Origin of the sequence: Thermotoga sp. Mc24, from assembly GCF_000784835.1 — a bacterium.
Lineage (GTDB): Bacteria > Thermotogota > Thermotogae > Thermotogales > Thermotogaceae > Thermotoga.
Genome location: NZ_JSFH01000009.1, coordinates 328,197 through 341,470, shown reverse-complemented (window position 1 = coordinate 341,470; position 13,274 = coordinate 328,197). Strand labels below are relative to the sequence as shown.

The 13,274-nt window shown below is 47.4% G+C and carries 14 protein-coding genes; 12 read left to right on the top strand and 2 right to left on the bottom strand.

All coding sequences use genetic code 11. From position 1 onward, the window contains the following. Positions 1–37 precede the first annotated feature (37 nt). Positions 38–691, top strand: coding sequence for a 5'-methylthioadenosine/S-adenosylhomocysteine nucleosidase (mtnN, locus tag MC24_RS05880; RefSeq protein ID WP_012311267.1), 654 nt, complete (start codon positions 38–40; stop codon positions 689–691). On the opposite strand, the gene MC24_RS05875 is transcribed toward mtnN, so the two are convergent. Continuing rightward, positions 688–1,572: a phosphate acetyltransferase gene (locus MC24_RS05875; RefSeq protein WP_038053435.1), complete on the bottom strand. Its 885-nt coding sequence runs from the start codon at positions 1,570–1,572 to the stop codon at positions 688–690. The genes mtnN and MC24_RS05875 overlap by 4 nt on opposite strands. Before the next feature lie 11 nt (positions 1,573–1,583). Then, a complete protein-coding gene (locus tag MC24_RS05870; protein ID WP_012311265.1) occupies positions 1,584–2,819 on the bottom strand; it encodes an aminotransferase-like domain-containing protein in 1,236 nt (411 codons plus the stop codon). Positions 2,820–2,978: 159 nt separating this feature from the next. Between MC24_RS05870 and MC24_RS05865 the strand changes: the two genes are divergently transcribed. The 11 genes from MC24_RS05865 (at position 2,979) to MC24_RS05815 (ending at position 13,264) form a co-directional block, all read left to right on the top strand. After that, positions 2,979–3,896: an AAA family ATPase gene (locus MC24_RS05865; RefSeq protein WP_038053431.1), complete on the top strand. Its 918-nt coding sequence runs from the start codon at positions 2,979–2,981 to the stop codon at positions 3,894–3,896. Then, on the top strand, positions 3,893–5,131 hold the full coding sequence (locus tag MC24_RS05860) for a DUF58 domain-containing protein (RefSeq protein WP_038053428.1): 1,239 nt from the start codon (positions 3,893–3,895) through the stop codon (positions 5,129–5,131). The genes MC24_RS05865 and MC24_RS05860 overlap by 4 nt, the downstream gene beginning before the upstream one ends. After that, positions 5,121–6,377, top strand: a complete 1,257-nt coding sequence (locus tag MC24_RS05855) for a hypothetical protein (protein ID WP_012311262.1) — start codon at positions 5,121–5,123, stop codon at positions 6,375–6,377. The genes MC24_RS05860 and MC24_RS05855 overlap by 11 nt, the downstream gene beginning before the upstream one ends. An 83-nt stretch (positions 6,378–6,460) precedes the next feature. After that, entirely contained in the window at positions 6,461–7,573 is a 1,113-nt protein-coding gene (locus MC24_RS05850) for an ABC transporter substrate-binding protein (RefSeq protein ID WP_012311261.1), read from the top strand. A 78-nt stretch (positions 7,574–7,651) separates the two neighbouring features. Next, positions 7,652–8,551: a branched-chain amino acid ABC transporter permease gene (locus tag MC24_RS05845; RefSeq protein WP_012311260.1), complete on the top strand. Its 900-nt coding sequence runs from the start codon at positions 7,652–7,654 to the stop codon at positions 8,549–8,551. Continuing rightward, positions 8,551–9,627, top strand: a complete 1,077-nt coding sequence (locus MC24_RS05840) for a branched-chain amino acid ABC transporter permease (RefSeq protein WP_012311259.1) — start codon at positions 8,551–8,553, stop codon at positions 9,625–9,627. The genes MC24_RS05845 and MC24_RS05840 overlap by 1 nt, the downstream gene beginning before the upstream one ends. Further along, the gene (locus MC24_RS05835; protein ID WP_012311258.1) at positions 9,624–10,478 is read left to right on the top strand and encodes an ABC transporter ATP-binding protein; all 855 of its coding nucleotides are present in this window, start codon (positions 9,624–9,626) and stop codon (positions 10,476–10,478) included. The genes MC24_RS05840 and MC24_RS05835 overlap by 4 nt, the downstream gene beginning before the upstream one ends. Further along, positions 10,471–11,190, top strand: coding sequence for an ABC transporter ATP-binding protein (locus tag MC24_RS05830; RefSeq protein ID WP_004080267.1), 720 nt, complete (start codon positions 10,471–10,473; stop codon positions 11,188–11,190). The genes MC24_RS05835 and MC24_RS05830 overlap by 8 nt, the downstream gene beginning before the upstream one ends. A gap of 12 nt (positions 11,191–11,202) precedes the next feature. Continuing rightward, complete coding sequence (locus MC24_RS05825) at positions 11,203–11,850, top strand: CBS and ACT domain-containing protein (RefSeq protein WP_012311257.1); 648 nt, start codon at positions 11,203–11,205, stop codon at positions 11,848–11,850. An 88-nt stretch (positions 11,851–11,938) separates the two neighbouring features. After that, positions 11,939–12,589 (top strand): cytochrome c biogenesis CcdA family protein, encoded by a 651-nt coding sequence (locus tag MC24_RS05820; RefSeq protein WP_011944019.1) that lies wholly within the window; start codon positions 11,939–11,941, stop codon positions 12,587–12,589. Positions 12,590–12,604: 15 nt separating this feature from the next. Further along, the gene (locus MC24_RS05815) at positions 12,605–13,264 is read left to right on the top strand and encodes a thioredoxin family protein (RefSeq protein ID WP_011944018.1); all 660 of its coding nucleotides are present in this window, start codon (positions 12,605–12,607) and stop codon (positions 13,262–13,264) included. The last annotated feature ends 10 nt before the right edge of the window (positions 13,265–13,274 follow it).

The following is a 13,274-nucleotide window of genomic DNA, read 5'->3' as shown; positions in this document are numbered from 1 at the left end:
GGCACTGCGCCCCTTTTTCTCATCTGGAGGTGGGAACGTGATCCTGGTTCTCGGTGTGTTCAAGATAGAAGTGGAACCCATGCTTAAAGAGATGGAAGTCCTGGAAAAAGGACGTCTCTTGAAAAGATACTACCAGCGGGGAGTTGTAGGAAGAAACGAGGTGGTCGTGAGCTACGGTTTCATCGGGAAGGTAGAGGCCGCGCTCGTTACTCAGGCTTTTCTGGACAGGTTCAACATAGATGCTGTTTTCTTGACGGGAAACGCCGGTGGTCTGGAAGGTGTTGAAGTTGGGGATGTCGTGATAGGAGATTCCTACGTCGAGTACGATTTCGAAACGGCCCTTGGTGATGAAGGAATCATCGTCTCGGGCAGTGAAGATCTCGAAGACAAGGTGATCGCTTATTCAAACAGAGAAATCAAGACAGGACTGATAGCAAGCGGAGACGCCTTTGTGACAGCGAAGGAGAAAGCCGAGGAGATAAAAAGAAGAACGGGAGCCCTCTGTGTCGATATGGACTCCGCCGCTGTGGCAAAAGTGTGCCACGAGAACGAGAAGAAGTTCCTCGCCATAAAGACGATCGTTGACATATGTGGAAAGGAAACGGAAGAAGAGTTCAGAAAAAACTACGAGAGATATGGCTTCCTCTCCAACCTGATCCTCCTCGACGTTCTGAAAAAGTGTGTCTTCTAAGCGAAGACCGCCGAGAGGGCTATGGAATAAAACTTCGTTTCTTCCGAGTCTGCACGTGATGTGAGAACTACAGGGACTTTCCCACCAAGAATGATAGATGCGGATTTCGCTTTAGCAAGAAAAACCAGAGCTTTGTACAGAATGTTCGCCGCCTCTATATCTGGCAGTATCAAGATGTCGGCCTTTCCCGCCACAGGGCTTTGTATCCCTTTCTTTTTCGCCGCTTCTTCCGACACAACGTTGTCCAGCGCGAAGGGCCCATCGACGATACACCCTTTTATTTGCCCTCTCTGGTTCATCTTCGAGAGAACGGCCGCTTCCATCGTGATGGGCATCTTTGGATTCACGACTTCTATGGCACCGACAACGGCAACTTTCGGTGTTTCTAAACCCATGACGTTTGCCACTCGAACACAGTGTTCTATCATGTCAACCTTCTGTTCCAGAGTGGGGCTTATCAGCATACCGGGATCGGAGATTATGAGAGGCCTCGGGAAATCGGGTATCTCCATCACGCTCACCATCGCCATCGTTTTTCCCGTTCGAAGTCCGTACCTTTCGTCCAGATAGATCTTCATCAAATTTCCTGTCTTTATCTTTCCCTTCATCAGAAAATCGCATTCTCCCTTTGAAACGGCCTCCACAGCGAGTCTTCCCGCTTCTTCTGGGGGACAATCTACGATTTGGGGCGTCTTCCATTCAGGGACGAGTTCCTCGATGATCCTGGTGATCTCTTCCTCTGGACCGAACAGAACGGGCTCGCACACTCTCTCTTTCCAAGCCCTGCAGACAGCTTCTATCACGTGATCATCGTTCGCAGCCGCAACTGCGAGCTTTTTTCCCTTTCCTTGAGCCATCTCAACCAGTTTTTCCAGAAACATTCTATCACTCCTCACAGAAGACCTTTTTCCTTGCCGTACTCGAGGACAACTTCCTTGAGCCTTTTGATCCCTTCAACGATCTTTTCATCTGGCGGCAGACAGAAGGAAAGCCTCATAGAGGGACTCGGCTCGTCGTATACTTTGAAAACCATTCCAGGAACGTAAAACACCTTCTTTCTCTTCGCGTACTCGAACATCTCCCAGGTGTCGAAACCCTCGGGAAGGGTGAGCCAGATGAAGAGACCACCTTCCGATTTCACCCATTTCACGCCTGGTATGTCGGAGAAGTACTCTTCAAGAGCGTTGAGCATCACCGTTCTCTTTCTTCTGTAGAGTTCGATGGTGGGTTCCAACTGCTCGAGAAGATCGTACCTCTCCAAATAACGGGCAGCGAGACGATGAGTGATAGCGGGACTGCACAGATCCGCAGACTGCTTTGCCTGAACGATCTTTCTGATGAACTCCTTGCTTCCCGCCACCATCCCTATTCTGAGACCCGGTGCCAAGACTTTGCTGAACGTGTTGAGAAGAACCACCCTTTCTGGTCCACCTATCTTGAAGATGGGATCCACAGTTTCTCCTTCGTACCTCAAAGCACCGTAGGGATCGTCTTCTACTATGAAGAGGTCGTACTTTTCTGCGATTTCGACGAGCGCTTTTCTCTTCTCCAGAGAAGTCGTGACTCCCGCTGGGTTGTGGAAGTTCGAAACAACGTAGATGAACTTCACCTGTTTTATTTTTCCATTTTTGTCGAATTCGGAAAGCTTTCTTTCCAGAACATTGAGATCCATTCCGTCGTCTTCGAGCGGGACCACCACGAAGTTCGCAAGGTACTGTCTGAACGCGTTTATGGCTCCGAGGTATGCGGGATCATCGAGGACGCAGTAACTCTCATCGTCGAGGAAGAGTTTTCCAATTAGATCCAGTGCCTGCTGGGATCCAACGGTGAATACCAGATTGTCTTCGTCGAGTCCTGTGATACCGTACATCTTCTCCAGAAGTTTCAAAATTTGCTGTTTAAGAACGGGATCGCCTTCCGTTGTGGAGTACTGAAGGGTGTAATGGTACTCTTTCTCTATGATTTCCTTTGCGATTTCTGCAAGTTCTTTCCTCGGAAAAGTCTCAGGATCGGGCACTCCCCCTCCGAAAGAAATGGCATCTTTGTCCGCAGCAAATTTGAGAATTTCCCTGATGATGGAGGATTTCATGTTTCGGCCTATCTTTGAGATCTTGTCTTCTAGATTCACAACAACACCTCCTGGGGTATTTTTTCTTCTGAAGAATTATACACCAGTACTGGTGAAATTTCTGCATTAAAATTCAACGTGTATTCTAAAAATTGAGAATTTGATAGAAAAACTGGTATACTTTGAAGTATGCAAACACTATTCTGGAGGGATCCTGGGTTGATAGAGCGGGTGATAAACAACATCGAAAAGGTGATAAAAGGAAAGAGAGAAGCCATCGAAGTTGTTGTCGCAGCGCTTCTTGCAAAAGGGCACGTTCTCATGGAAGATGTGCCAGGAGTTGGAAAGACGATGCTTGCAAGAGCCCTTGCGCTATCCCTTGGAGTGGATTTCAGACGGGTTCAGTTCACACCGGACCTCCTTCCGACAGATCTTACCGGTCTGTACATATACGATAGAAAGAAAGAAGACTTTGTCTTTAAAAAGGGGCCCGTGTTCACCGATGTTCTCCTCGCGGACGAGATAAACAGGGCAACACCGAGAACACAATCTGCGCTCCTTGAGGCAATGGCAGAAGGTCAAGTGACTGTGGATGGAATCACACACAAGCTTTCTGAGAGATTCTTCGTGATCGCTACACAAAACCCAATCGAGTACGAAGGGACTTTCCCCCTCCCGGAAGCTCAGCTCGACCGCTTCATGATCTGCGTGAAGATGGGGTATCCCGATGAAGAAGCAGAGATTCAGATGCTCACATCCCAGGAAAAAGAACATCCCATAAGTCAGCTGGAACCGGTCATGAACCCTGATGAGCTTTCAGAACTTCAAAAAAAGGTGAGGAATGTTTTTGTGAGTGATGAAGTGAAGAAATACATCGTCGATATAGCCAGTGCCACAAGAAATCATCCGTCGCTTCTTTTGGGCATGAGCCCCCGTGGAAGTATAGCCCTCATGCACTTCTCCATGGCTCTCGCTTTCATGGATGGGAGAGATTTTGTCCTTCCAGACGACGTGAAAAGAGCCGCTGTGTACGTGATACCCCACAGAGTGATCCAGTCTGCGGAGTCCAAACTCAAAAGGGAGAAAAAGGAGGATATAGTGAGAGAAATTCTCGACCGCGTGAAGGTGGTCAAATGAGGGTAAGGAAGAAACCACTTGTGATTCTCACAATCTTTTCCGTTGCAGTATGGATCCTCACACAGAACAACATTTTTCTTCTGATGGTTTTCTTTACCGCAACAAGGTGGTTGGATCTCTTCTTGACTCTGAAAGCCATTCCAAAAATAAAGATAGAAAGGCACATCACAAAAACCAGACTCTTCGTGGATGAAAAAGCAGAGATGATCTACGAGATCAGCTATTCCGGCCTCTTGCGGATTTCGATGAAACTCAATCCGAGTCTTTCTCCCGTCAGGTTTTTCAAAAAAGATACCGAAGAAATTTCTCTGAGACCATCTTCTTCGGAAAAGCTGGTGTTCATTTTCTCGTTTGGAACACGTGGAAGAAAGATCCTGAAGGGATTTTCCATAAAAATCGAAGACACGTTCGCAACTTTTTCTGTGGAAAAGGAGTTCAACGCAGAGGACGAGGTGATCGTTTTTCCCGAGTACGTGCCGATCGAATTCTACAAAGAGGCCCTGAAAGAGCTCCTGCCGGGTAGAAAAAGTCCCCAGAGGCTTCTCGACGACAACACGATGCTGAAGGGACTCAGAGATTACAACGGAGAACCGATGAACAGAATACACTGGAAGGCCTCCGCGAGATATGGAAGGTTGCTCGTGAAAGAACACGATCACACCGCACTGGGAAGGGTGAAGATTTTTCTCGATTTGAACCTTCCAAAAGATGTCCAGCTGGGAGAAGTCTGGAAAGAACTGAGGAGGTACTACGAAGATGAAGCGGTGCGGTTTGTAGCGAGCGTGGTGAAAGACCTGAAAGAACGTCACACACCTGTGGAATTAACAGTCATAGGTGAAGAAATCTGGAAAAATCACGATCGAGACTGGGTGATGGATTTTGAACTGCTCGCTACCGTGAGAGGAACGGACAATCCTCGTTTCGATACGAAGAGTGTCCTGGAGACGGTCGTATTTGATCCTTCAGATACTGTTCTCCTTTTCTGCGTACACCTGACGGAGCAGGAGCTTCCCTTACTTCTCAGAGTGAGGTCTCAGGTTTCAAAATTGATAGTATTTGTCATACCATACGGTTTACGCGATCCAAACACGAAGCCTTTCAGGAGCTATCTCCTCATGAGGAAAGATCTCCTCGATCTTCTGGAAAAGGTGAAGCTACTCGAAGAGAACCACGTGATCGTGAGAGGAGTGCGGGAGAACATGACCGTTCAGGAGGTTGTAGAAAGTGTTCCATGATGTGTTGTTTGGTAGCGCTTTACTTCTGGTTCTGATGAAAGATATCAACATCTACTCTCTGTGGCTCCTTTCAGGCTCAGCGGTAGCAGCGATATTAAAGAGAATCTCCAGAGCCTACTTGATCGTTCTTCCGATCGCAGGGATCCTCCTCTGGATACTTTCAAAAGAAAAAGACTTGATTTTCGCATCTCTCATAGTTACTTTCTTTCTTGTATTTTCAGACTTCGAAAGTGAAAGGTCAAAAGTGTATTCGCTGGTCTTCTTTTTCGTGCTTTCGTTGATATTTGAGAAAAATCCATCTTCATTCCTTTTTGCCTCCGGAACTATGGCCCTCTTTTTCCTTTATGAGAAGAAGTTCCTCTACGCTTCTGTGGTTCCACTCCTGGCTTTTGTTCCAGAATTCAGACTTCCATTCCTTCTTCCAGAAACGCATCAGCCAGAAAGTGGTGTATCAGTTCAACAGATGGTGAGGAACGTTGTGGTCGTGATAGAAAAATTCACCCAGAGTGGAAGCTCTGCCATGAAACTTCTCTGGGAAGTCATTTTCTGGGTCGCTGTGGCAGGTGTGGTGCTACTCGTTGCTGTTTTCTTCAAAGAGTTTCGAATGAATTTAAAGGTGTCACATTATGTCCTTGCTGCTCTCGGTGTTTTTGTGGTCAGTTTTTATCTGTTCGTGTTGTTTGTAAACATGGTGGTTCAGAACGTGAACCTCGACGTAGGAATTCCAGAACTCACACCAGTAGGTCAGATGCTTTCGTCCACTCCTTCCGCTTCCGTAACTATCGTTGAAATCGAAAGAAATCCTTCATGGAATTTGGTAAGATGGATCCTAACCGTTGTTTCTCTTTTCGTGGCTTTGTTGTTCTTCCACACCACTTTGAAGCTCTTCCTTAGAACGTTGAAAACGTCGAGCGAAGAAATTGAAACGGAAGAATCGAGAGAGGAAGAAAAAGAAGATGTTGAAAAAAAGGAACATCGCACTGAACGGAAAGAAATACACACGTTAGAAGACGCGTACCTCTTCCTGAGGTGGAAATATTTTCCAGGGAAGGAACATCTCACTCCGTACGAGTTGATATCCGGGAAAAAGTTTCGACACTTTAGAGGTTTGACCGAGCTGTACGTCGAAAGTAAATATGCAGGAAAAGGAATAAAACTGCCTGAGAAAGAAATAGCAAAGATTTTCTCGGAATCAGAGAAAGAACTGAAAAAGGCAAACATTAACCCCCAGAAAAATCTGCATTAAGATTCAAAAGGATTTCTTGACCGTTTTATGGTGAGCCTGTAAAATACTTATAAAAATCATTCTTGTGAGGGGAGGGAAGAGATATGAGGAAGGTACTGGTAACGGTTCTTCTTGTATTTACGGTTTTGAGTCTTTTCTCGGCCGTTAGGATCGCTGTGATTCTTCCAATGACGGGTGGTATTTCCGCTTTTGGAAGAATGGTGTGGGAAGGAATTCAGATCGCTCACGAAGAGAAACCAACAGTTTTGGGAGAAGAGGTAGAACTCGTTCTCCTCGACACCAGAAGTGAAAAAACAGAAGCAGCGAACGCAGCAGCAAGAGCCATTGACAAAGAAAAGGTCCTCGCAATAATCGGTGAAGTGGCCAGTGCACATTCTCTTGCCGTAGCACCTATTGCAGAAGAGAACAAAGTTCCTATGGTGACTCCTGCCTCCACGAATCCACTCGTAACACAGGGAAGAAAGTTCGTATCCAGGGTTTGTTTCATCGACCCGTTCCAGGGATCAGCCATGGCAGTATTCGCTTACAAAAATCTGGGTGCAAAAAGAGTAGCTGTGTTCACGGATGTCGAGCAGGACTACAGCGTCGGACTCTCTAATTTCTTCAAAGACAAGTTCACTGAACTCGGCGGACAGGTGAAGAGCGTGCTCTTCAGAAGCGGTGATCAGGACTTTTCCGCACAGCTTTCCGTTGCGATGTCGTTCAACCCGGATGCAATCTACATAACAGGGTACTACCCGGAGATCGCCCTCATCTCCAGACAGGCAAGACAGCTTGGATTCACCGGTTACATTCTGGCAGGTGATGGTGCAGACGCACCGGAACTCATAGAAATCGGTGGAGAAGCAGTGGAAGGACTCCTCTTCACCACACACTACCATCCGAAGGCAGCCAGCAACCCTGTTGCAAAGAAGTTCGTTGAAGTGTACAAGGAGAAATACGGAAAAGAACCAGCTGCGCTCAACGCTCTCGGATACGATGCTTACATGGTGCTTCTCGACGCGATCGAAAGGGCAGGAAGCTTTGACAGGGAAAAGATCGCTGAAGAGATCAGAAAAACAGAGAATTTCAACGGTGCCAGCGGTATCATAAACATCGACAAGAACGGAGACGCCATCAAATCCGTCGTTGTAAACGTTGTGAAGAACGGTTCAGTTGACTTTGAGGCTGTCATCAATCCTGATGATCTCAAGTAAAAATTTCCATTAAAACAAGCAAAAGCGAGGCCCCTCAGGGGCTTCGCTTTCTTTGATTGAAGAAAGGAAGGTGAAAGAGTGGTATTCTTCCTCCAGAATCTCTTCAACGGAATCATGCTCGGAGGTTTGTACGCGCTCATAGCGATTGGTTACACCATGGTTTATGGTATTCTGAGGCTCATCAATTTCGCCCATGGCGATGTTATGATGATGGGTGTTTACTTCGCCTTCTACGCTGCTACTCTTCTTTCTCTGAATCCACTTTTTTCTGCCATCGTAGCGATCCTCGGAGCAGCGCTATTGGGTTTTCTCATAGACAGAGTTGCTTACAAACCTCTGAGAAACGCTCCCAGGATTTCCGCTCTTATCACCGCTATCGGTGTTTCTTTCTTCCTTGAGAGTCTCGCTGTGGTCGTGTTCGGTGCCATTCCCAAGTCTTTTCTGAAGGTCTTCAAGGACAGGACCATACTGAACAAGGTACTGACTGTAGCGGGAGCCAGAATACCACTCCTCACGTTTCTCGTGATTTTCATCACCGTCGTCATTCTGATAGTTTTGTTCTTCATCGTTTACAGAACGAAGATCGGTATGGCTATGAGAGCGATTTCCATGGATATTCCAACGACTGCTCTCATGGGTGTCAACGTGGACGCCGTCATCGGTTTTACGTTTGCCCTCGGTTCGGCACTCGCTGCTGCGAGTGGGATCATGTGGGCAATGAGATTTCCAAATGTACATCCTTACATGGGTTTCATGCCAGGTCTCAAGGCTTTCATTGCGGCGGTGTTTGGAGGAATAGGTTCGATCCCCGGAGCTGTTCTCGGTGGTGTTCTTCTCGGTCTCATTGAGATATTCCTCGCAGCTTATTTTCCGGCTTTTATGGGTTACAGGGACGCGTTCGCTTTCATCATTCTGATCGTCATACTGCTCGTCAAACCTTCAGGACTTCTCGGTAAAAAAATCGTGGAAAAGGTGTGATGAAGATGGAGAAGAAACTATCTGCACGAACGAATTTCATTCTCACGGTTGTTTTCCTGATCTTCGTGGCCCTTCTTCTCTATCTGGCCGATAGATACATGGACAGCTACAAGCTGAGAGTAGTGAGGCTCATCGCCATATACGGTATCATGGCGGTGAGTTTGAACTTGATAAACGGTATCACGGGTATCTTTTCTCTTGGACACGCCGGTTTCATCCTGATAGGTGCTTACACGGCGTCTCTTCTCACACTTTCACCAGAGCAGAAAGCGATGTCTTTCATAATAGAGCCGATCGTTCCCTGGCTTGCGAACGCGCACACCGACTTCTTCACCGCCACAGTGGCAGGCGGTGTTCTGGCAGCCGTCTTCGCTTTTTTCATAGGGTGGCCGGTTTTGAGGCTTTCCGGTGATTACCTCGCGATAGCGTCCCTTGGGTTCGCAGAGGTGATAAGGATCATCGCCCTCAACGCCATCAGCATCACAAACGGCCCTCTCGGTCTCAAGGGAATTCCGGAATACTCAAATATTTGGTGGTGTTACGGCTGGCTGTTTGTAACGGTTCTGTTCATGGCAAGCCTTGTGAACAGTAGCTACGGAAGGGCTTTGAAGGCCATCAGAGAAGACCGAATAGCAGCCGAAGCCATGGGAATAAATGTTTTCAAACATCAGCTTCTCTCTTTCGTCATAGGAGCCTTCTTTGCGGGTGTTTCTGGTTCGCTCTACGCGCACTGGCTCACCACGATAGATCCCAGAACGACCACACTCGGTCCCATGCTCACCTTCTACGTTCTCATCATGATAGTTCTGGGTGGACTCGGCAGCATATCGGGTTCGCTCATAGGAGCCGCTCTCTTCGCCATACTCTTCGAGTGGCTCAGGGATCTGGAAGAGCCTTTCACGTTCTTCGGCATACACGTTCCCGGTATAAAGGGAATGAGGATCCTCGTGATATCCGCCATTTTTATCCTTGTGATGATCTTCTGGCAGAGGGGTATCATGGGAAGGGAAGAACTCACCTGGAACAACCTTTACAGATGGCTCTTTGCTCGTCGCAAGGGTGGTGAAGAGAAATGACGGTCACGGATCTTTCCAAGAAACCTCTCCTCCTTCTGGATCATGTGACAATGCAGTTTGGTGGACTCTTAGCGGTGGACGATTTCACCAACGAGATCAGAGAAGGAGAACTCGTCGGACTCATAGGACCAAACGGTGCGGGAAAAACAACCGTGTTCAACGTGATAACGGGTATATACACCCCTACGAAGGGAAGAATCGTGTTCAACGATATAGATATCACGGGGTTGAGACCGTACCAGATCACACACCTTGGAATCGCAAGGACTTTCCAGAACATCAGGCTCTTTTCTGACATGACCGTTCTCGAAAATGTTCTTGTGGCTCAGCACCACGTTCTCTCCAATCCCGATGCAGACAGAATTCTTGTGAAGCACGGAAAACCGAGAAAGGGCCACGGACGTTTCTGGTTCTGGAGGGCTGTCACGAAAATCGGATATTTGAAGAAAGAAAAAGAAATGGTGGAAAGAGCCAAAGACCTCATCAAGAGGGTAGGACTCGAAAAGGTGATGTACGAGAAGGCTTCCTCGCTTCCGTATGGAGAGCAGAGAAAACTGGAGATAGCCAGAGCCCTTGCAACGGAACCAAAGCTGATCTTGCTGGACGAACCCGCCGCAGGTATGAACCCGAAGGAAACAGAGGACCTCATGGAGTTCATAAAACAGATCAGAAAGGACTTCAACCTAACGGTGCTTCTCATAGAGCACGATATGAAAGTGGTCATGGGAATTTGTGAGAGAATCATAGTGATGGACTACGGTAGAATCATAGCGGAAGGAACGCCGAAGGAGATTCAGAACGATCCACGTGTGATAGAGGCGTACCTCGGAAGGGAGTGGGAGAGTGTCTGACATCGTCCTTGAAGTCCAGTCTCTCCACGTTTACTACGGTGCGATCCACGCCATCAAGGGAATAGACCTGAAAGTCCCGAGAGGTCAGATCGTAACGCTGATCGGAGCAAACGGTGCGGGAAAAACCACAACACTCTCCGCGATAGCAGGACTCGTGAGAGCGCAGAAAGGAAAGATCATCTTCAACGGCCAGGACATAACAAACAAGCCAGCCCACGTGATAAACAGAATGGGAATAGCCCTGGTTCCCGAAGGAAGGAGAATCTTTCCGGAACTCACCGTCTATGAGAATCTCATGATGGGAGCGTACAACCGGAAGGACAAAGAAGGAATAAAACGTGACCTGGAATGGATCTTCTCGCTTTTCCCGAGGTTGAAAGAGAGGCTGAAACAGCTCGGAGGCACTCTTTCCGGTGGAGAACAGCAGATGCTTGCAATCGGAAGAGCTCTGATGAGCAGGCCAAAGCTTCTGATGATGGACGAACCTTCCCTGGGACTTGCTCCCATCCTGGTCTCCGAAGTTTTCGAGGTCATCCAGAAGATCAACCAGGAGGGGACCACCATTCTCCTGGTGGAACAGAACGCCCTCGGTGCTTTGAAGGTTGCCCACTACGGTTACGTCCTCGAGACTGGACAGATCGTTCTCGAAGGAAAAGCCAGTGAGCTTCTGGACAACGAAATGGTCAGAAAGGCCTATCTCGGTGTTGCATAAAGGGGGGAAAACATGCTTGTCAAGGATTTCATGACGAGAAATCCCATCACCATCGCTCCAGAGACCTCTTTTTCTGAGGCCCTCAAACTCATGAAACAGAACAAAATCAAACGCCTCATAGTGATGAAGGATGAAAAGATCGTCGGTATCGTGACAGAAAAGGACCTTCTCTACGCATCTCCCTCTAAAGCCACGACACTAAACATCTGGGAACTCCACTATCTTCTTTCCAAGCTCAAAATCGAGGAGATCATGACAAAAGATGTCGTCACAGTGAACGAAAACACACCGATAGAAGACGCGGCAAGGATAATGGAGGAGAAGGATATAAGTGGACTCCCCGTAGTTGACGATGCGGGACATCTTGTTGGAATCATCACACAGACTGATATCTTCAAGGTCTTCGTAGAGATATTCGGAACCAAGAGGGAAGGAACCATAAGGTACACAATGGAAATGCCAGACAAACCGGGTGAACTTCTCGAAGTGGCAAAGAGAATCTACGAAGCAGGCGGGAACATCATCTCCATCGCAACACTTTTCGAAGAAGGGAAGGATTCTTACCTTGCCACACTCAGGGTGGAAAACATCGACCATGAAAAGTTCGTGAAATCCCTCGATGAAATCGATGTGAAGCTTCTGTACTACCATTCAAACTGAATCGTTAGCCCCCTCGCTGTGAGGGGGTGTTTCTGTGTTATAATTATTTTGGACTTTTTCAGTAGAAAAAATGAAGAGGAGAGAGAACATGAGTTTCGCCGTCGCAGAAGTGAGTTACTGGATGGCTCTCGGATATGGCTTTCTCGCATTTTTCAGTCCGTGTGTCCTGCCCCTGATCCCCGCTTTTCTTGGCGTACTCTTTGCCTCGAAAGGAGATTTCCTGAAGATCATAGGTTTTTTCGTGGGAATATCTTCTCTCTTTTCAGTCATAGGAGTCCTTTTTGGACTGTTTGGAAATTTCATTCCTACTTACATACTCACGTGGATTTCCGGGCTTGCTCTCGTAGTCTTTGGATTGTTTTACCTGTTCGATGTTGAACTTGTGAAGATGAAAAAGAATCCCAACGTGTGGCGCTACAAAGGGGAAGGATTCCTGAATGGTTTCTTACTCGGTGGTAGTGTGGGACTCGTGTGGATTCCCTGCTCGAGTCCTATACTGGGGAGTATCCTCGCGATAGTGGCGAGTGGAAGAGAACCGGTGAAGGGAGGAGTACTTCTTTTCCTTTACTCTCTGGGTATTTCGATTCCGTTCATACTGATGGGAGGATTCGTCAACAGACTTTTGAACCGCGTCAGTTTCAAAAAACCTGTGTGGATGAATGTTCTCAAAGTAGTGGGTTCTCTCTCACTCGTTCTCGTTGGAGTGCTCATTCTCACGGGAAGGTTCATCACATACTGATGGGAGGATGGTACTGTGAAAAGGTTCTTAATCATCGCGATTTTGGCTTTGAGTGTGATCTCACTGGCCCTCACTTTAGATGATGCCTACAGACTCGCAAACATCACCCAGAGAAAGCTGATCATGATGTTCTCGAGTCCAACCTGTTACTACTGTAATCTGTTCAAGAAAGAAGTATTCCCGAAAGAAGATTTCCAGGAAATTCTGATTCCAAACTTCGTCTTCGTTGAGCTGTACGCCACAGATGAAAAAACCACACTCTTTGCGAAGGAAGTTCTGGGAGAGGAATCGGTTAGCTACAGGGATCTCTTCGCTGGATTTGGTGTGAGAGGAACGCCTACGTTTTTCTTTTTCAAGGGAAAAGAAGGTCTGGGATACCTTCCTGGCTACGTGGACAAAGACAACTTCATAAAGATTCTGAAATACGTCGCTCAGGAGTTGAAAGAAGACTTCCAGACCTACCTGAAGAAAGACGATCCGTTCGTGGGTGAGCCGTTGATCATCGAAATTTCCAAAGAAGACGCAGATTTCGTTCTGAAAAAAGATAAAAACGCTGTGAAAGTGGATACCGTACCGAACGAAGTGAGAAGAGACAGGATATACGTGACGGATTCGCCAGATGTTGCAAAGACCCTTCAGGAAAAAGGCGCTCTCCGTGTTCTGCTCGTTAAATGAAAGAGGGTGC

What these genes read in the sequence shown, in the direction of transcription:
- MC24_RS05875 (WP_038053435.1), bottom strand. Translation starts at nt 1,572, where the DNA reads ATGTTTCTGGAAAAACTGGTTGAGATGGCTCAAGGAAAGGGAAAAAAG.
- MC24_RS05860 (WP_038053428.1), top strand. Translation starts at nt 3,893, where the DNA reads ATGAGGGTAAGGAAGAAACCACTTGTGATTCTCACAATCTTTTCCGTT.
- MC24_RS05850 (WP_012311261.1), top strand. Translation starts at nt 6,461, where the DNA reads ATGAGGAAGGTACTGGTAACGGTTCTTCTTGTATTTACGGTTTTGAGT.
- MC24_RS05840 (WP_012311259.1), top strand. Translation starts at nt 8,551, where the DNA reads ATGAAGATGGAGAAGAAACTATCTGCACGAACGAATTTCATTCTCACG.
- MC24_RS05835 (WP_012311258.1), top strand. Translation starts at nt 9,624, where the DNA reads ATGACGGTCACGGATCTTTCCAAGAAACCTCTCCTCCTTCTGGATCAT.
- MC24_RS05825 (WP_012311257.1), top strand. Translation starts at nt 11,203, where the DNA reads ATGCTTGTCAAGGATTTCATGACGAGAAATCCCATCACCATCGCTCCA.
- MC24_RS05820 (WP_011944019.1), top strand. Translation starts at nt 11,939, where the DNA reads ATGAGTTTCGCCGTCGCAGAAGTGAGTTACTGGATGGCTCTCGGATAT.